The sequence below is a fragment of the Clostridium sp. KNHs205 genome (genome assembly GCF_000702945.1).
In the GTDB taxonomy this organism is placed as follows: domain Bacteria; phylum Bacillota; class Clostridia; order Lachnospirales; family Lachnospiraceae; genus Anaerocolumna.
Window position 1 is genome coordinate 3,717,687 of the sequence record NZ_JNLE01000003.1, and the last position, 19,060, is coordinate 3,736,746.

Sequence of the window (19,060 nt, forward strand, 5' to 3'; positions counted from 1 at the left end):
ATACTGACAAGTGTTTATTCTCAGTCCCTGTTACATTAAAGACGGAAGGATATCTATGAAATTAACAACGAAACAGCTAAAAGGAAACAGCAGGTTTAAAAATATATGGAAATACCGTTGGTTTTATATCATGATTATTCCTGTAATCATATTGTCACTAATGTTTTTTTACTATCCCATGCTTGGAATACGGTTTGCATTTTTTGAATATACACCATTTAAAGGACCGAATTTCAAAGGTTTTGCTAATTTTGAAGAACTTTTCTCCAATCACCAGTTTTGGGTTGCTTTTAAAAACACTATTATCATCAGTACTACGAAGCTGGTTTTAACCACCTTCGTATCTGTAGTCGTTTCCCTTTTATTAAATGAAGTAGCAAATCTGGCAGCAAAGAAATTCTTCCAGACACTTATATATCTGCCCCATTTTCTTTCCTGGGTGGTAGTTGCATCCATCTTTTCTATTATCCTTTCACCCCAGCATGGATTTATGAATGAAGTATTGATTCAAATCGGAATCATTGATAAACCCATTTATTTTATGGCTGAAAGCGGCTGGTGGCGTAAGGTTTATTATGTAGTAAATATCTGGAAGGAAACAGGTTGGGGGACTATCATATTCCTTGCTACCTTAACAGGAATAGATCCTCAGCTTTATGAGGCAGCTGCCATTGACGGAGCAAACAGATGGGATAAAATGCGTTTTATTACCTTGCCCAGCCTTGCCCAGACAATCATTATCGTATTAATTCTCAATCTGGCTAAGATTATGAATCTCTTTGAATCGGTATTCGTATTATATAGTCCGAAGGTTTATGATGTGGCAGATGTTCTCCAGACTTATATCTACCGGCAGACTCTGACGACACCTCTTCCCAATTTCGGTTATACTACAGCAGTTGGTCTCTTTTCATCGGTAATAGGGTGTATCCTGGTATTACTGTGCAACCATACCAGCAAGAAAGTACGCGGAAGAGGAATTTTATAAGGTCAGGCTGTCTATTGCTTTAAGTATACACAGCTACCTGGAGACTTAATGCCGTTAAAAGCGGCGGAATAAGAGGAAAATAGGATGAATCAAAACAGCAGTTATTATAAGAAGCGGAAAATCAAAAATATCTTAAATATTAATCTTTTAATTTATATTATATTTATTTTAATAACATTGGTAACCGTTGTGCCCTTATTAAAAATATTTGTAGATTCTATTGATGCGACGGCCAATTACGGTATTAACCTTTGGCCCAATAAGCCGGTAATAAGCGGTTACAAGATTATTGTATCAACAGTTGCACTTTATAAACCCTTTCTTGTATCTGTCTACGTTACATTAGTCGGAACATTGCTGGGGCTTGCAGTATCCACCATAGCAGGTTATGTATTGATGCAGTATGAGATGCCGGGAAGAACCTTTTTGAGTTATCTGTTACTTTTTACCATGATATTCCATGGTGGTATGGTTCCTACTTATCTGGCTATGAGGGATTATCATTTAATAAACAGCTTATGGGCAATTATTCTTCCAGCCAGCTTAAATGTCTATAATACTGTATTAATGAGGAACTTTTTCGAGGGAATTCCTAACAGTCTATTTGACGCCGCCTCCATTGACGGCTGCTCCCCAGTGAGAATTTTCCTCTCTGTAATATTACCCTTATCAAAGGCTGCCCTTGCCTCCATCGGTTTGATGTTTGCAGTTAGTTATTGGAATGAGTATACCAACTTTACCATTTACATATCAGATGCTAATTTAAGAAATTTTCAGGTAATGCTTCGTAATCTTATTATTGAAGATACCTCTCTGGCAGCTGCCTCCTCGGCAGGTGTATATCAGAACACCGTTAAAAGTGCTGCTATTATGGTAGCCATCATACCCTTTATGATTCTGTATCCTTTCTTACAAAAGTACTTTGTAAAAGGAATCAATATGGGTGCTGTAAAGGAATAAGAAAAGAGGATAGTATGCTAATAGATAAATATATTACACAAGTTCTTGATAATTTTCCCAAGTCAGATAATATATGGAAGTATGAAGACGGCTGTGTCTTAATTGGGTGCGCTTATTTATATCAAGCCACAAAAGAGGAACGTTATAAACAATTCGTGTTGGATTATCTGGATCAGTTCATTGCTGAGGATGGCACTATTAAGGGCTATGACATTAGCAAATATAATCTTGATAATATAAATTCCGGAAAAGTATTATTCAATGCTTATTCCTGGACGGGAGAAGAAAAGTATAAGAATGCCATCGAAGTTCTGATGGAACAGATCAGAAAACAACCCCGAACAAAAAGCGGTAGTTTCTGGCATAAGGCAATCTACCCGGATCAGGTATGGCTGGACGGGTTATACATGGCGCTTCCCTTCTATATGATGTATGAAACAAAATTTAATAATATGAAGAATTATAATGATATCATAGACCAGTTTGTAGCTGCCAGAAAATTCTTGTTTGATAAAGAAAAAGAACTGTATTATCATGGCTGCGATGAGTCTAAGACCATATTCTGGGCGGATAAAGAAACAGGAAGATCAGCGAATTTCTGGATTCGTGCACTTGGCTGGTATCTGATGGCACTCACTGATGTACTTAGTGAGATGAATGAAATGGTTTTTGAACAGTATGTAATCCTTGAGGAGCTTTTAAGAGAAGGGGTAAAGGGTATCTTAAAATATCAGGATCCTGCTAGTAAGATGTTCTATCAGGTAATAGATCATCCGGAGGTTCCGGGAAATTATCTTGAAACTTCCGGGTCTACTATGATTTCTTATGCTATTTTAAAAGGCTGTTCTTTAGGTGCGCTTCTTAAAGAGAAATATCTGTCGTCCGGTGTTGAAATTTTTGAATCTATCGTTAATAACCGCTTGAGAGAAGAAGACGGAACAATAAAACTTACAGGCATTTGCTCCGTTGCAGGACTTGGTCCCGAAAGTGATACAAGACGAGATGGGAGTATCCTCTATTACCTTTCTGAACCCATTGTGGAGGATGACAGGAAGGGTATCGGTGCCTTAATGATGACTTATGCGCAAATCAAAATGCTGCATAAATAACCTGACGTAAGAATTCGCTTAGGAGGCAGAGATTTGGAACTTCAAATACTTTTCAAGACAGCAAGAAGTGCCGTGTTTGAAATACAAGAGGGTGGAGTATTTTATACCAATAAAAATTATAGGTTCTTTTTAAATGATAAGGAATACGGAAATACAGAACGGGTCATAAACGGCATATACGAATTAAAACCTGATAGCAGGTATAAGCTTACGGTTAAAAGTGAGCAGAGTGAAAGCAGTATATTTTTTCAGACAGAGAAGGAATCCTTTAGTTTAGATGTCAGGGATTTTGGGGCGAAAGGAGATGGAATCTCTGATGACACCTGCTTTATACAAGCTGCGATTATGTCCTGTCCAATAGACGGAAGAATCTTTATTCCGGCAGGAACCTATCGTATTACTACTTTATTCCTAAAGAGTAATATAAAACTGGAATTAGGAAAAGGAGCCATCTTAAAGGCCTTTACCGAAAGAGAAAAACGGCCCATAATACCCGGACGCATACAGAGCTATGATGAAGAGGATACCTGCTACCTGGGAACCTGGGAGGGAAATCCCTTGACCATGTTTTCTGCAGTTATTCAGGGTATGAACCTGGAAAATGTAGTAATATACGGACAGGGAGAGATTGACGGTAATGCGGACATAACCAACTGGTGGGATAAGCCTAAGGAAAAGAACATGGCCTATCGGCCAAGGCTGATATTCTTAAGTAATTGCAAGAATATCGTAATCGAAGGGGTAGTATTAATTAATAGCCCCAGCTGGACCCTGCATCCTTATTTCTGTTCAGAACTTAAGTTTATCAGATTAAGTATATTAAATCCTAAGAATTCACCCAATACGGATGCTCTGAATCCGGAATCCTGTAATAATGTTGAAATCACAGGGGTATTCTTTAGTGTTGGAGACGATTGTATTGCAATTAAATCCGGCAAGATTTATTTTGGCAGAAAGTTTAAAACGCCTTCTCAAAATATAACCATTCGACAATGCTGTATGCAGGATGGACATGGTTCGGTAACAATAGGAAGTGAGAATGCAGGTGGTGTCAGAAATATAACTGTCAGAGACTGCCTTTTTCTTCATACGGACAGAGGACTGCGTGTAAAAACCAGGAGAGGCAGAGGAGAGGATGCAATAATTGATAATATCGTATTCGATAATATACGAATGGACGGTGTAATGACTCCCATTGTTATAAACTGCTTTTACTTCTGTGATCCGGATGGGCATTCAGACTATGTACAAAACAAGGCAGCATATCCAGTAGATGAAAGAACACCGGTAATCAAAAAGCTTGCCTTCCATAATATCGATTGTATCAACTGCCATGTGGCAGCTGTCTATATATATGGTTTACCGGAGAGAAAAATTGAAGAGCTGCAATTTGAGAATGTAACTGTTCAGTTTGACGAAAAGGCTATAAAGGGATATCCGGATATGATGGATGACCTTGAGGAAACAAGCCGTTTGGGAGTATTTATTCAAAATGTAGAGAAGCTGACCCTGTCAGAGGTTACTATTAAAGGTCAGGATGGAGAAGCTTACCATCTGAAAAATATTGATAATATTAAAGGATTGCAGAATTTAAAAGCTTAAACATATTAAACATCTTCATAATTCAGAATTCAAAATAATATAGTAGCTTTAATAATCATTCTTAGTAGAGCTTCTGAGTATAAACCGTATAGCATCTAATCTTGTAATATGAATTAGAACTTTCATTGGAAGAGCCAATTGACAGGAATAATGATTCATGATATATATAGTTGTATATACAAATATTTCTGATATAAGATTTACTCAGCTTAAAATCTATATTCGAATTAGTGTTTATATTACTAGAACAGAGGAGACATACTATGATTAAAGTAGTAGCGAAGAATTATATCAAGTCAGATAAAGTAGATGAGTTCGTTACATTGGCCGGTCAATTGGTAAAGGATACAAATAGCAAAGATAAAGGCTGTATCGCTTATGATGTATTTCAGGATTTAACCGATTCAAACATCTTTACCTTTATTGAGGAATGGGAAAACAAAGAGGCCTTGGAGCAGCATATGTCTGCAGACCATTTTAAAGAAGCTATGGTTCAGTTTAAGTATCTGATGGAAAAACCAGGAGATGTCAATCTGTATAAAAAGGTAGACTAGTATAAAAGCGGAAGGCTTTCATGATCAAATTGTACTAAGAATTATTATACATACCCTGCCAGCAACAAGGATCGTGCTATTATACTCCATGCTGGCAGGGTATTAGTTTATTACCAAATAATATAACAGCTTTTTGATATCTTGATGAAGGTTCGTATATTAGGCATAAATTTATCTATTCAAAAGAAAATTTATTGAGTTCGGTAATTTATTATGATATATTACTTATCATAAATTGCTATTAAACATTTAATATAATTGGCAGTGTATGTAGAAACTTTATGTTTATTATTAAATTAATACATTAGCTGGCCTGAGCAGTATACATTAAAAGAAGCAGTAACCAATACATAAGAAAGGCTGTATGAGGTCTCCTGTTTGAATATACAACTGGAAACTACATTAATGACAACTATGAATGACCAAAAAAAAGCAAAACTTTATGCTCTTGGAACAATTATATTATGGGCATCTGCATTTTCACTTACTAAAATTGCTCTAAAACATTTTACCGGGGATACTTTGGGATTATTACGTTACCTGGTAGCTTCTGTCTGCCTTCTTATAATAGGGGTGTTTCTTAAAATTGGACTCCCGGAGATTAAAGATATACCGAAATTCTTCCTATCAGGAGCATTAGGTTTTACTATTTACATGCAGGTGTTTAATCAGGCACAGAAAACACTGACATCAGCTACAGGCAGTATTCTTATTGCCACAGCACCGGTTATTACTGCATTATTAGCAGGTATTTTCTACAAAGAAAAGATTAAGCTGAAAGGGTGGCTTGCAATATCGGTGGAATTCATCGGAATACTGATACTGACCCTTTGGGATGGTGTATTTACCATGAACAAAGGTGTATTTTGGATGCTGGGTGCGGCATTTTGTATTAGCTGCTATAATTTATTTCAAAGATATTACCTCAGGAAGTATACCGCTCTTCAGGCCACTGCCTATAATATATTCGGAGGAACCATATTGCTGCTTTTCTTTCTGCCCAAAGCAGGTAATCAGGTATTACACGCACCAACGTATCAGTTGCCGGTAATTTTGTTTCTGGGAATTTTCCCAAGCTGTCTGGCATATATCTGGTGGGCAAAAGGATTATCCCTGGCTGTAAAAACCTCCGATGTTACAAATTTTATGTTCGTTACACCTTTTATTGCTGCATTAATTGGTTTTCTAATGATTGGAGAAACCCCTACCAAGGCAACCTTCCTGGGAGGAACCATTATAATTCTGGGATTACTACTTTTTCAAAAAATTAATTCAACTTCAGGAGGTAATAAGAAGAATGAGACTGGCCTTAGCACAAATGAAAATGAATAATGACAGCGAGAGAAATCTGCACAAAGCGCTTTCTGTTATGGAGGAAGCAGCAGTAAATAAAGCAGATATGATATTCTTTCCGGAGCTCCAATTCACGCCTTTCTTTCCTCAGTATCAGGGACTGGACATGGAGCCGCAGGCACTTGAAATAAATCATCCCTTTGTTACCGAACTCAGAAACAAGAGCCGGGAATTAGGGATATTCCTGTCACCTAATTTTTATCTAAAGGAAAAGGGACACAATTATGATGCCTCCTTAATGATTGATAATACCGGAAAGCTTTTGGGAATATCCAAGATGGTACATATAACGCAATGTGAAAATTTTTATGAACAGGATTATTATACGCCTTCAGATGATGGCTTTAAGGTATATGACACTCCTTTTGGCAAGGTTGGTATTGTAATCTGCTTTGACAGACATCTGCCTGAAAGTATTCGTACCTGTGCAGCTCTGGGAGCAGAACTTATTTTAATACCCACAGCCAATACAATCGGTGAGCCCATGGAGCTCTTTGAATGGGAGGTAAGGGTTCAGGCAATGCAGAGCAGTGTCTATATCGCTATGTGTAACCGGGTGGGAAAAGAAGATAATATGTATTTCGCCGGACAATCCCTTGTTGCCGATCCCATTGGCAATACTCTGATAAAAGCAGGAGAAGCCGAAGAAATCCTGTATTGTGACATTGATTTGAAGCAAAGCAGTATTATACGTAGCGAGAGACCCTATTTCAAACTACGCAGGACAGAATTCTATCAGTAAGTTTATGATATGAATATATACCTTTTTTGACCAATATGAAATTTCTACATTTAAAGAACTGTTACGAAAATTGAGTTCAAATTTACCCAAATGAATTTGTGGGTTGTATAAAGAATTACATGTTTCCTGGGGAGATTTTATTACTGTGTTTTAATCTGTTCGGATCAAAGGAAATATACCTTGGGATTTGTTCGGATCAAAAGAAATATACCTTGGCAAATATGCAGGAGTATACAGGAGAATATTTATTCATTAATATATAAAAATACTCATGTATTAATTTACTCTAGCCGAATAACAAAAAAATATGCTATTCTTTCATATGGGTATTTCAAGATACTAGAGTATTAAATACCTTTTATTAAAGGTTAAAGTCATCTAAGAGTTAAGAAAAGGTGGCATTTGATAGAAAGAAAGGATACAAACTATGGAAAAACCAATTTTAGTTTTCCAGACAGACTTTACTTATAAAGAAGGTGCCGTGTGTTCCATGTACGGTGTCGTTAAAACAGTAGACCGCAGCTTAGAGATCTTTGACGGAACCCATGAAATTCCTCATTTTGATACCTGGAGTGCTTCTTACCGCCTTTATCAGTCGGTTGGTTTTTGGCCGAAGGGAACTATTTTCGTTTCGGTAGTGGATCCGGGGGTAGGTACTGCAAGAAAAGCCTGCATTGCAAAGACAAAAGATGGCTATTATATCGTAACACCGGATAACGGTACATTAACCCATATGAAGGAATATGCAGGTATTGAAGAGGTCAGAGAAATTGACGAGACCGTTAACCGGCTTCAAACAACGTTAGGTACCAGCGTATTTCATGGTAGGGATTTATTCGGTTACTGTGCTGCAAAACTTGCCAGCGGTATCATTTCATATGAGGAAGTCGGTCCGGCTTATCCTGTTGAGGATATTGTTATACATCATATACCTAAGCCGGTAATTACCGCAAATAAGGCAGCAGGAATATTAGAAAGCAGTGATCCCAACTTCGGGAATTTGTGGAGTAATATACCAGTGGCGGAGATGCTTCAACAAGGCTTTGATTATGGGGATGTGTTAAAGGTAATCATCAGGCATAAAGATATTGTGGTTTATCAAGAGAAGCTTCCTTTTGTTAAAACATTTGGTTTTGTTGAAAGGGGTAAATCCCTGATTTATACCAATGAACTGATGAAGGCTGGAATAGCTATTAGTTTAGGAAATTTCCGGGACACCTTTCATGTCAGTTACGGATTTGACTGGTCTGTTGACTTAATAAAAGACTGAGAATTCAAGGATAAAAAACAGTTTTAGTATTACTTCCATATACAAAAATAATATAAGATGCTATAATATGTTAGAGTTATCTAACTAAAGGTATTATTTTATCTTATATTTATGGAGGAACTGTTGTTGTGAACAGAGAAGAACAGAAGCCATCTATTTTTACACAGGAGAGTCTTACCTGTGCATTGCGTATATGGGAGCAGGTTAATATCTCTCTTTTAGATATCCGACACAGGCTAATCACACCAGAAGATCCAATACTCCGGTATCGACTTCCTGCCAGTGCCTTTTTATTTACTGCCGGAAGAAAAGCGGAGATATTGATAGAGGAGACTTCTTACTGCTCGGAGAATTTCGGACTGTGTCATGTGGGGAAAGGGATGGAGTTATCCCTTCGACCTATGGAGGTATGGCTGGAGTACTATCTGGTATTGTATCGTTACAGTGAGCCGGTTACACATAAAAAAGAGATTAACAGATTACTGGAACAAACGAATCCATTTAGGCAGCAGTATGGATTTACGCCGAATAATCCTGTTTTTATCTCGGAATTACTTTGCAGAATGTATGAAGTATGGAAGCAGCCCAGTCCCTTGGAGCGCTTCTATGAAAAGACAGCCTTCTATCAATTAGTGTATGAGATTTACAGAGAACTTGAACAGGGCAAAGTAAATGTACTTCAGCCTGATGTTGTCTCAATGACGAAAAGGTACATAGATGAACATTTCCGCGAATCAGTTTCCATTCAATCCATAGCGTCAGTGTTTGGGATAAGTGACAGCCACTTACGCAGATGTTTCAAAAATGAATATGGAGAAAGTCCTCAGGAGTATTTAACCAATGCAAGAATGCTATCAGCCCGTAAGTTACTGCATAGCAGCAGTCTGCCTATACGAAGTATTGCGACTGCCTGTGGTTTTCCGGATGAATTTTATTTCAGTAAGTTATTTCTAAAAACTACGGGGATGACCCCCAGAGATTATAGAGCGAAAATACCAAGTTATCGGAACGATTTCTCCATGGAAAATGCATCCTCCTATTCCTATAATGAGAAAGGCCAAGTTAGTCATGGCAAACTCAGAAAAGAAGGAGATGTTTACATGTTAAAGCAAATGAAGAATAAGACCTTAGCTGCCGCAGCGCTTTCAATGGTGATACTGCTTTCTGCCTGCAGTAATGGAACACCTGTTAATACAAAAGGGACAGAAACAAGCCCCACTCAGGCAGCAGCAACCGAAGCAATAAAGGACACAGAGACAGAAACCAGCACAAGGACTATAAGCACCGTTAAAGGAGATATCGAGGTACCGGCAAACCCTGAGAGGGTAATAGCCACCTATGGAATGGGTGATGTACTTGCTTTGGGGGTTAAGCCAGTTGCAACCTATGATGCAACCGGAACCGCTTATGAAAAAGAAGTTGCCGATCTTCCTGTATGGGCAAGCTTTGAATCAGAAGATATTATGACATATGAGCCGGATTTAATTCTTGTAGTAAACGAAGAGCAGTACGACAAAGTATCAAAAATTGCTCCTACCATAATTATTCCGTTTACAGAGCTCAGTATGGAGGAAAGAATTACCTTTCTTGGAAAGGTTCTAAATAAAGAAGCAGATGCAGTCAAGATATTAACAGATTTTAATCTGAAAATAGAAGATGCCAAGAAACAGCTTTCAGAAAAAGGAATTATGGACAAAACCTTTAGTATATTTGAAGGCAGTGACAATGGCGGTGTATGGGCATACGGCGATAAGTGGGGACGTGGTGGAGATCTGATTTACAGCCACATGGGATTTAAAGCTCCCGAGATTATACAGAATGAAATCATAGGCAAAGACCAATACCATGATGTTTCACTTGAAGTTATTAATGAATATGCCGGCGATTATATTATATTCAGTGGTGAACTGAATGAGTTAGAAGATAACCCAGTTTGGCAGTCAATTCCCGCTGTTCAGGCAAATCATATAATACCGATTGATTATACACTTTTCTATGATATTGATATATATTCTTCAGGAATTCAATTAGACTATCTGCTGGAGAAGCTATTAGAAGTATCAGAGTAATAGAAAAATACGGGTATGTTCTGGTATTAAGGAAATAGAGTTGGTAATATTAATGGTGTAATTGCAATGGTATATAGTATTTAAGGAGAGTTTATTTTAATTTTAATGGTTACAATATATATTGTTAGTGGTAATAATTAGCTCCCTTTGCAGAATCAGTAAAAATGCAAAACTGTACTGTAAAGAGGAGTTTCTATAGTGCAGATATTATTTCTGAATATTATGTAGAAAATAATTACGTTTTGTATAAGAGATTTATTATTATATGATTGCGAATAAAGGGTATAGAAACAAAATATCAATGTTAATTATTTAACAATGTATAAATTGTAATAAAAAAGTACATATTTATGATATAGAATTTTTGGTTATATATGGTTTATAATACGTGGAATTCTTTAAATTATCGATTTAATATTGGATATCTATAAAACACAAAAATTCTTTAAAGGATTGTATTAAAGTAAAGTATAAAATACTAAAAACGAGTTAATTTTTTGAATTATAAAGGATTGAGTGAAAAGCTTATGTGAATATAATTGCATAACTTGACTTTAATAAAAGGCGGCATTGGTACATATTGTGCGTCTGGAAATGTGTTATAATATAGTATGATTATTTTTATTTCAGAGTATTGTTTGGTAAATTGTTATTCATACAATATTGGAGAAAAATATCAAAGCTAAAAGAAAAAAGCAAAAGATTGTTTGCATATAAAAAAAGAGATAGTATATTAATTTGTCTGTAATTAAGTTATTAAACAGTTTGATACTAAAAATTTAATCATGTATTAAAAAGCCAAAATTATACTGGATTACCCCTTCTTATAAGAAATCGCCTCAACTATTCGTTAAACTTGCGTTTTGCGAATAGTTGAGGGTGTAATACTACGTTGTATGACTGATCCTAAATATAAATTTTATAACCCCAAAAATAGAGTCAAATGATATTTGGTTAATAATATCAATTATTTAAATTCACAACTTAATACTGTACTCTTTTTATCTTATATTACTCTAGATATCTTATATAATTAATGAAATAAATATGGATCATAGTTTCTTTGTGAACCATATTTATTTCATTTTATGTGCTATGGAACCAAATTTAATTCATTTTCTATATATGAGAATAATTATGAAAAATTTTGTTTTTACTCTTATAATTTAGTTTTTGAAGATAGGCAATATCATCTTTTGCCATTGTCTCTCTTGCATTTGCAAGAACCTCTTCTTGATTATTTCTTCAGCTCTTCTTGTTCGTCTATATGACTTAAACTCATGAACACCATCTTTTTAAATTTATTTAATACAGTTGAAATTCGCAGTAATTAGGGTCAACACTTACTTCACAAAGACCGGTTGAACAGCAAATTTACGGTTCGTAAATAGTCATTTTTTCTAATTAATAATTGGTTATTGGTTGCGGGAACCAATGTTTCGTTTTATTAACAAACTTCACGAGTAAAAGCATAACAGGAACCTCAGTCAGCACGCCTACTGTACAGGCAAGCACTACCGGGGAAGTTGGTCCGAAAATTGCAATTGCTACTGCCACTGATAATTCAAAAAAATCAGAAGCTGCAATCAGAGCTGCAGGTGCTGCAATGTTATGGGGTTGTTTTGTCCATTTGCATATCTGATATGTAAAAGTGGCCGAAATAACATTTTGTAATATAAGCGGTACGGCTATTAATAGAACATATAATGGCTGTTCTAAAATGATATCTCCCTGGAATGTAAAGATAATTATTAGAGTCAATAACAATCCCAAAGTCGTGATACCATCAAATTTGGTAACAAATTTTTCGTTGAAGTATTCTAAGCCTTTCTTCTTTATCATTAAAGCTCGTGTAAGAAAGCCACCAATTAACGGAACTACTACAAATAATACGATGGAAAATATAAGCGTATCCCAAGGAATCTGTACATTGTTCACACCTAACAAGAATTGAACTAACGGTACAAAAAGTATCAATATAAGAAGATCGTTTACCGATACCTGTACAAGAGTATGTGCCGGATCTCCTTTTGTCAAATTGCTCCATACAAATACCATTGCAGTACACGGAGCTGTACCTAATAGAACTGCGCCTGTAACAAAATCTTGTGCTAAACCTGCAGGTATCAATGCTTTAAATATTACAAGAAAGAATAGTGATGCAAGCCCAAACATCAAAAAAGGTTTAATCAACCAACTACTACCGCTGGATATTACGATACCCAATGGATGTTTACCAACATTTTTTAATGCCTGAAAATCAATCTTCATCATCATTGGATAAATCATAATCCAAATAAGTACTGCAATGGGAATGTTTTGCCCAGCAAACTGCATTTTGTTTAATACTTCAGGAACACCAGGTAAAAATCGTCCAATCAATATACCTGATACCATACAGAGCAATACCCAAACTGAAAGGTATTTTTCAAAAAACTCGATACCTTGTGCTTTTTCTTTTTTCATTTCTCTAACTCCTTTTATGAGGTTGTTTATTACAATTGCATAAGCCTTGTGTCTTGCATTTCTGATATGCTTCCTGATCTGATGAAAAGGTTGGAAGTTCGATAAGCTTTTGCTTCAGATATTCCCATAGCGCTTTGTTTTCCTGGATAAAGTCTTTATTTAAGCGGTAATAGGTCCATTGAGCATTTTTATAACTGTCGAGTATTCCGCTCCTTTTCAATGCTGACAAATGACGCGAGGCATTCGATTGAGTCATTCTAAGAGATGATTCAATTTCACAGACACACAATTCATCTTCCAATATCAACGACAGAATACGTAATCTACTTTCTTCAGATAAAGCCTTAAAGATTTCTACCATGGTATTTTCCTTCCTGTTTCTTAGATACATGAGCATATGCGCATATATGCATATATATGCTAATAAAAAACTTTTGTTATAATACTTAATAATTTTTATTTATTTTTTGCTTTTAGAGTGTGTTTTACTGTACTGCTTCTGGCCTCCAGATAGGTTATATACTTTTTTTAATCCTCTGCCCATGAGAATGTTTTGGGCTGCATTACCTGTCACACCTTTATTACAGTAAGTTACTACTACTTCTTCTTGTTCTATGTCTGGTAATTCGCTTCTTAATTTTGAATGTGGAATACTCTTTGCCGATTCAATATGGTTCTTTTCATACTGTGTGACTACTCTAGCATCAATCAAAGTATACTTCTCACCGGATTCAATCAACTCATCTAATCCCTGTGCAGTCAACAAAGGTCTGCCTTTGTGAATTGCATTATCAAGAATCATGCCGGTGTACATTACAGGATCTTTTGTTGTTGAAAAAGGGGGAGCATAAGCTAAATCTAAATGGAACAGGTCTTCTACTTTCGCTTTAAAAGAAATGGCTGTGACAAATACATCAATCCTTTTATCAACACCCTCATATCCAATGATTTGAACACCAAGAAGTCTGCCGGTTGCCTTATCCGCAATCCCCTTGATTACCATTTCTTTGCCGCCCATGTATTCCGGTTTATTCGGTTTTATATTATGGCATACGACTACATCATAACCTAGTTCATGAGCTTCACGTTCTGAAAGACCCGTTTGTGCTACTGTCAAATCAAATATTTTAAAGATTCCAGTTCCGAGTACTCCTTGAAATTCGAGATTACCTCCTGTCATGCTATCGCCAGCAATTCTACCGGTCTTATTGGCGGTAGAGCCTAAAGGTCTGTAAACCGGTTTACCTGTCACAACATGAAATTGTTCTATACAATCACCACAGGCATAAATATTTTTTCGGTTGGTCTCCATTTTGCGGTTTACTTTAATAGCACCCGTTTCTCCAAGTTCTATACCTGCCGCTTTTGCTAGTTCAATATTGGGCCGGACCCCTGTAAAAAGTAGGACCATATCAGCTGTAAGTCTCGTATCATCTGATAATATAACATGGTTTTCAAAAATCTCTTTCACGGAGATATCTGTCATCACGGAAATCTCTTTATCTCTTAAATGTTCTTCAACATAAACAGCCATATCTGGATCTAACCCTGGCGTGACCTGTGGTAATCTTTCTATTAATGTTATGTTAATTCCAAGACTCTTTAGGTTTTCACACACTTCAAGTCCAATAAATCCTGTGCCAACAATCACTGTAGATTGAGGATGATAGCTATTGATATATTCCTTAATACGATTCATATCATTTATGTTGCGTAATGAGAATACATGTTTAAAGTCTGTACCTTTTATTGGCGGAATAACAGCTCTTGCTCCTGTTGCCAGCACCAGTTTATCGTAATTATCGTTGAACACCTCATCTGTTAAAAGGTTTCTAATCTCAATTTTTTTCTCTTCTGGATGGATAGACAAAACTCCATGAAGTGTATAGATATCTACGTTATATTTACTTTTAAAGAAAGCAGGGTCACGTGGAGTTAGTGCATCAGCACTTTCAATCTCTCCCCCAATATAATAAGGCATTCCACAACCGGAGTAAGATATAAAGTTATCCTTTTCATATATAATTATTTCTGCTTCTTCACTGTTTCTTCTGGCTTTCGCTGCAGCAGATGTTCCGGCCGCTACGGCACCAATGATAATAATACGCATTGATATTCCTCCTTCATTAGTCGCAATCACAGGTTACTTCCATATCAAGTAATACAGCTGCTTGCATGATGTCTTGTAATAAACTATTTGCTTTCGCAAATCCTTTCTGACTAAGCGAATAATACATCCACTTACCTTCTCTTCTACAATTAATTAATCCCGACTCACATAAAAGTTTCATATGATGAGATAAAGTTGATTGGGATATATGCATTACCTCTAATAAATCGCAAGCACATTTTTCTCCGCTTTTTAATAGATCAATTATCATTAATCTATTGGGGTCACACAAGGCTTTAAATACAGTAGCATTTTGTTCATATTCATATATTTTATCCATAGTATCACCTCATATCTATTCTTATCGATATGTTGATTATATTACTCATATCGATATTTGTCAATATGAATAATAAAAAATAGACTGCCCTTGCAGTCTATCTTAAGACGATTAGTTCCAATTAGTTGCCTACTTTGTTACTTCTTCTTTCTACTAATACAACATCATGCCATTTACCATTATCCATCATACCAAGTTTTTCTCTATAACCAATCTCTCTGAAACCACATTTTTTATGTAAGTTTAGGCTTGCAATATTCTCTCGAATTATTCCTGATTGCAATGTCCAATAACCATTTTCTTCAGATAATCTAATAAGCCCACTTAGCAGTTCTGTTCCAACTTTCTGTCCACGACATTCAGGAGATATGTAGATACTAAGTTCAGCCACACCTGCATATACACACCGGCTAGAAACAGGAGATAATGCTGCCCATCCAAGAATTTTATCTCCTTTTCTTGCAACTAATCGGCATTCTTTGTTATGTCCATTATTCCACTCTTCCCAACTTGGTGTTGAATTTTGAAATGTTGCTATTTTCGTACTGATTCCTTCTGTGTAGATAGCAGCAACCTGGTCCCAATCTGTATCCTTCATCTCATCTAAAATATAGTCCATCTTCTTAGTCTCCTTATTTATATGCCTTAACATGGGCGCCGGCAAATGCACCGTCAAGTACGGATCCATCTATTTGTGAATAGATATCACCAAGTTTTTTTGATTCAGCAATGTCTTTCATAACTTCTTTTGTGTATATATTAACTGGAGTAATCTCAATTTCTTTAAAACCTACTTGATTGAGAATTCTTTTATAATCATCAACTGTTAATGCTCCGGAAATACAGCCTACCCATAGTTGTATATTTTCTTTGATCTCATCCGGGACAGCTTTTAGTTGTACTATATCAGCTATTGCTAGCCTTCCTCCTTCTTTTAATACTCGAAAGGCTTTCTCCTAGTGCAGCTTCTTTGCTTTCTGTTAGATTAATTACACAATTAGAGGTAACAACATGAACGGACTCATCCTTCAGAGGGATATCTTCTATGTAACCTTTTATGAACTCGACATTTTTAGCATCGCTTTTTTCTTTATTTTGGTTTGCTAAATTTAGCATGTCATCCGTCATGTCAAGGCCATATACTTTTCCGGTTTCTCCAACATATCTCGAGGAGATAAGTACATCTATACCTCCGCCACTACCTAAATCTAATACAACTTCACCCGGTTGTAAGTTAGCTAGCAACAAGGGATTTGCACAGCCCAAGGATGCATCAATCGCTTCCACTGGCAACCCTTTGATAAATTCCTCTGAATAAAGTACAGATTCCTTAGCAGTATCACCACAGCATGATTCTCCACATCCGCAAGAGTTATCCTTTCCTTAACTTACTTTCCTGGCGATACCACCATAATATTCTTTAATTTCATCCTTTTTGCTTTTCGACATACAAGCACCTCTTATTGTCTTTCATCTTATAAAATATTTAGCAACACCTGCTTGCTTCAACTGCACTTGCTAGTAGTTGTAGGCTTTCTAATACCTGATTCCTTTTATCCTCCGGAATGGTTCTAAAAACGCTTTGAAAATAGCTATTCATATTCTCCTCTGTGTTTTTAAACACAGTTCTTCCATTATCCGTTAACTGAATGATTACATACCGTCTATTTTCTGTATCCAGTTCCCTAAGTACAAGATCAGCTTCTACAAGATTGTTTATTGTTCGGCTCATAGTACTTTTATCCAGTCCCAATAAATCAGCTAACTCTACTAAGGTTATTTTTCCTCTTCTACCAATCTCAACAATAGCATGACACTGGGCTATACTTATACCGCAGCAAGAGGCATCACTTTTTTCTAAAATACCTAAATCTCTTACTAAAATTCTTAAAAGTTCTCTTAATGTATTATTTCCTTGGTTTTCCATTTCTATCACCTCATAACTATATTAACATACAACAGTTGCATCTTGCAACTATTATTTTTATAAAAGTCTCAACTTCATATCGTGGTGTTATAAAATTGAGACTTTAATCATTTGTTGTACCCATAAATCTAAATTTACAGAGTATAACCTTATTTATTTAATCTACATTTAGATATTTAATATAACTCAATAATACTATTTGTATATTCAATCAGAATATAGATGGGATATTCTTTGAATTCTGTTTTCCATTGTTGTATTGTACCCAGAAGTCAAAAGTAAAGCCAGACCTGCTTTCTTTTCTTTCAGTACAAGAAAAAGAAGTTACTTATTTTGTTGCATAACACACTATCAGTTTTAGAGTTTATCGATTGAGTAGCAAATAGCACTCTTTCCATCTCCAAAAAGATGTTGTTTGTCTACTCCACCAAACCATTCATAGTCCTTATCACCTTCGCCTTTGGTTTCTATTAAATCAGCAACACCATCTCTTAATGCAGTTAACAAAGAAATATTGTCCACTTCTTGTGCATGACCATGTAGAATATAATCAGCCTCTTTCGTCACATACATAATTTTATCGAGATTATTCAATAAGTCCTTTAACATTTTACTTTCATTAAGCTGCATCCAAAGTCCATGGTTAATACCATCCCCTGTAAACAAAATTCTATCCTCTTTTAGTAAAAGGCAGATACCTCCAGGCGTATGTCCAGGTAACGATATAATATCAAGCGTTAGCCCACCAAGGTCAATAACATCACCATCCTTAATAGGTTTAAATGGTGGCATATATAAATTGTTTTTCTTACAAGATTCAACGAATTCCTGAAACGCCATATGTTCTTTCGCAACCTCACTATCATCTGGATTCATATACGCCTCGTCAAAAAATACATTCCCAAATATATGGTCACAGTGTCCATGAGTATTTACTACCATGAGAGGCAAATCTGTCAAAGTACGAACCACATCATACACATTCTCATATCCGTTCATTGTATCTATAACTAAAGCCTTTTTGTCTCCTACTACCAAATAACCAGTAGCTTCGCCACCATCATCCATCAGATAAATATGATCATTCAATTTCTTAACTTTAATTCTTTCAAACATTTAACTTCTCTCTTTCATATTATTTGTCTATGTACTACGCATGACCTCTAAACTTAATGAGAAGTATCATAACTTCTCAGTTTGCTTTTATCCAAAATCAACAATCCAGATGAACATCCTATTATTGCTATAATATGTATTTCCAATATATCACTTTATGGATAATATTACAAATTATATACGATAATATTATCTACATTATTATCTGATAAAAACGACAAAACTAGTTAAAGGAGAATGTCATTTCCATTCCTCTTTTAATTCGCATTTCGTCCCTACCGTCCTTGATTGTACGCTTTATATTTTCATCCATTGTACATTTTAGAAAAATAATAGTTTCATTGAACTCTATACAATCATTTCTAATTTTTTCTATTACGCTTTTATAAATTTCCTTTCTCTCACCGTGCCAACCATATGTAAAAACCACCGTATTAATAGCTCTACAAGAAAG

Annotated in this window: 18 protein-coding genes; 9 read left to right on the forward strand and 9 right to left on the reverse strand. The window is 35.8% G+C overall.

The features are described from left to right. Window positions 1-55 precede the first annotated feature (55 nt). The 9 genes from BR73_RS0115280 (at window position 56) to BR73_RS0115320 (ending at window position 10,647) form a co-directional block, all read left to right on the forward strand. Window positions 56-988, forward strand: a complete 933-nt coding sequence (locus tag BR73_RS0115280; RefSeq protein ID WP_033166240.1) for an ABC transporter permease subunit — start codon at window positions 56-58, stop codon at window positions 986-988. 84 nt (window positions 989-1,072) lie between these two features. After that, entirely contained in the window at window positions 1,073-1,948 is an 876-nt protein-coding gene (locus BR73_RS0115285) for a carbohydrate ABC transporter permease (RefSeq protein WP_033166241.1), read from the forward strand. A 14-nt stretch (window positions 1,949-1,962) separates the two neighbouring features. After that, entirely contained in the window at window positions 1,963-3,057 is a 1,095-nt protein-coding gene (locus BR73_RS0115290) for a glycoside hydrolase family 88 protein (protein ID WP_033166242.1), read from the forward strand. 33 nt (window positions 3,058-3,090) lie between these two features. Further along, window positions 3,091-4,659 carry a glycoside hydrolase family 28 protein gene (locus tag BR73_RS0115295; protein ID WP_033166243.1) on the forward strand — a complete coding sequence of 523 codons (1,569 nt, stop codon included), beginning with the start codon at window positions 3,091-3,093 and terminating at the stop codon, window positions 4,657-4,659. Window positions 4,660-4,922: 263 nt separating this feature from the next. After that, window positions 4,923-5,213, forward strand: coding sequence for a putative quinol monooxygenase (locus BR73_RS0115300; protein WP_033166244.1), 291 nt, complete (start codon window positions 4,923-4,925; stop codon window positions 5,211-5,213). 378 nt (window positions 5,214-5,591) lie between these two features. After that, complete coding sequence (locus tag BR73_RS0115305) at window positions 5,592-6,545, forward strand: EamA family transporter (protein ID WP_242860682.1); 954 nt, start codon at window positions 5,592-5,594, stop codon at window positions 6,543-6,545. Further along, window positions 6,511-7,308 (forward strand): carbon-nitrogen hydrolase family protein, encoded by a 798-nt coding sequence (locus BR73_RS0115310; protein WP_033166245.1) that lies wholly within the window; start codon window positions 6,511-6,513, stop codon window positions 7,306-7,308. Before BR73_RS0115305 ends, BR73_RS0115310 begins: the two co-directional genes overlap by 35 nt. A 427-nt stretch (window positions 7,309-7,735) precedes the next feature. Beyond that, complete coding sequence (locus tag BR73_RS0115315) at window positions 7,736-8,578, forward strand: SAM-dependent chlorinase/fluorinase (protein WP_033166246.1); 843 nt, start codon at window positions 7,736-7,738, stop codon at window positions 8,576-8,578. 128 nt (window positions 8,579-8,706) lie between these two features. Next, entirely contained in the window at window positions 8,707-10,647 is a 1,941-nt protein-coding gene (locus BR73_RS0115320; protein WP_033166247.1) for an AraC family transcriptional regulator, read from the forward strand. 1,404 nt (window positions 10,648-12,051) lie between these two features. Here the strand turns inward: BR73_RS0115320 and arsB are convergent. The 9 genes from arsB to BR73_RS0115360 form a co-directional block, all read right to left on the reverse strand. After that, window positions 12,052-13,113, reverse strand: a complete 1,062-nt coding sequence (arsB, locus tag BR73_RS0115325) for an ACR3 family arsenite efflux transporter (protein ID WP_033166248.1) — start codon at window positions 13,111-13,113, stop codon at window positions 12,052-12,054. Between the two features lie 4 nt (window positions 13,114-13,117). Next, window positions 13,118-13,474 carry a metalloregulator ArsR/SmtB family transcription factor gene (locus BR73_RS0115330; RefSeq protein WP_033166249.1) on the reverse strand — a complete coding sequence of 119 codons (357 nt, stop codon included), beginning with the start codon at window positions 13,472-13,474 and terminating at the stop codon, window positions 13,118-13,120. A 99-nt stretch (window positions 13,475-13,573) separates the two neighbouring features. Then, window positions 13,574-15,223: an FAD-dependent oxidoreductase gene (locus tag BR73_RS0115335; RefSeq protein WP_033166250.1), complete on the reverse strand. Its 1,650-nt coding sequence runs from the start codon at window positions 15,221-15,223 to the stop codon at window positions 13,574-13,576. A gap of 16 nt (window positions 15,224-15,239) precedes the next feature. Beyond that, complete coding sequence (locus tag BR73_RS0115340; RefSeq protein ID WP_033166251.1) at window positions 15,240-15,563, reverse strand: metalloregulator ArsR/SmtB family transcription factor; 324 nt, start codon at window positions 15,561-15,563, stop codon at window positions 15,240-15,242. 121 nt (window positions 15,564-15,684) lie between these two features. After that, the gene (locus tag BR73_RS0115345; protein ID WP_033166252.1) at window positions 15,685-16,182 is read right to left on the reverse strand and encodes a GNAT family N-acetyltransferase; all 498 of its coding nucleotides are present in this window, start codon (window positions 16,180-16,182) and stop codon (window positions 15,685-15,687) included. 13 nt (window positions 16,183-16,195) lie between these two features. Then, window positions 16,196-16,477 carry a hypothetical protein gene (locus BR73_RS29795; RefSeq protein WP_347463469.1) on the reverse strand — a complete coding sequence of 94 codons (282 nt, stop codon included), beginning with the start codon at window positions 16,475-16,477 and terminating at the stop codon, window positions 16,196-16,198. Then, window positions 16,470-16,850, reverse strand: a complete 381-nt coding sequence (locus BR73_RS29800; RefSeq protein ID WP_347463445.1) for a methyltransferase domain-containing protein — start codon at window positions 16,848-16,850, stop codon at window positions 16,470-16,472. Before BR73_RS29800 ends, BR73_RS29795 begins: the two co-directional genes overlap by 8 nt. A gap of 199 nt (window positions 16,851-17,049) precedes the next feature. Then, window positions 17,050-17,490, reverse strand: coding sequence for a MarR family transcriptional regulator (locus BR73_RS0115355; RefSeq protein ID WP_033166253.1), 441 nt, complete (start codon window positions 17,488-17,490; stop codon window positions 17,050-17,052). A 357-nt stretch (window positions 17,491-17,847) separates the two neighbouring features. After that, window positions 17,848-18,606 (reverse strand): MBL fold metallo-hydrolase, encoded by a 759-nt coding sequence (locus BR73_RS0115360; RefSeq protein WP_033166254.1) that lies wholly within the window; start codon window positions 18,604-18,606, stop codon window positions 17,848-17,850. Window positions 18,607-19,060: the final 454 nt, after the last annotated feature.

Coding starts and splice junctions, on each gene's coding strand:
- BR73_RS0115285 (WP_033166241.1), top strand. CDS start 1,073: ATGAATCAAAACAGCAGTTATTATAAGAAGCGGAAAATCAAAAATATC.
- BR73_RS0115360 (WP_033166254.1), bottom strand. CDS start 18,606: ATGTTTGAAAGAATTAAAGTTAAGAAATTGAATGATCATATTTATCTG.
- BR73_RS0115340 (WP_033166251.1), bottom strand. CDS start 15,563: ATGGATAAAATATATGAATATGAACAAAATGCTACTGTATTTAAAGCC.
- BR73_RS0115330 (WP_033166249.1), bottom strand. CDS start 13,474: ATGGTAGAAATCTTTAAGGCTTTATCTGAAGAAAGTAGATTACGTATT.
- BR73_RS0115315 (WP_033166246.1), top strand. CDS start 7,736: ATGGAAAAACCAATTTTAGTTTTCCAGACAGACTTTACTTATAAAGAA.
- BR73_RS0115310 (WP_033166245.1), top strand. CDS start 6,511: ATGAGACTGGCCTTAGCACAAATGAAAATGAATAATGACAGCGAGAGA.
- BR73_RS0115290 (WP_033166242.1), top strand. CDS start 1,963: ATGCTAATAGATAAATATATTACACAAGTTCTTGATAATTTTCCCAAG.
- arsB (WP_033166248.1), bottom strand. CDS start 13,113: ATGAAAAAAGAAAAAGCACAAGGTATCGAGTTTTTTGAAAAATACCTT.
- BR73_RS0115280 (WP_033166240.1), top strand. CDS start 56: ATGAAATTAACAACGAAACAGCTAAAAGGAAACAGCAGGTTTAAAAAT.
- BR73_RS0115300 (WP_033166244.1), top strand. CDS start 4,923: ATGATTAAAGTAGTAGCGAAGAATTATATCAAGTCAGATAAAGTAGAT.
- BR73_RS0115355 (WP_033166253.1), bottom strand. CDS start 17,490: ATGGAAAACCAAGGAAATAATACATTAAGAGAACTTTTAAGAATTTTA.
- BR73_RS0115345 (WP_033166252.1), bottom strand. CDS start 16,182: ATGGACTATATTTTAGATGAGATGAAGGATACAGATTGGGACCAGGTT.
- BR73_RS0115335 (WP_033166250.1), bottom strand. CDS start 15,223: ATGCGTATTATTATCATTGGTGCCGTAGCGGCCGGAACATCTGCTGCA.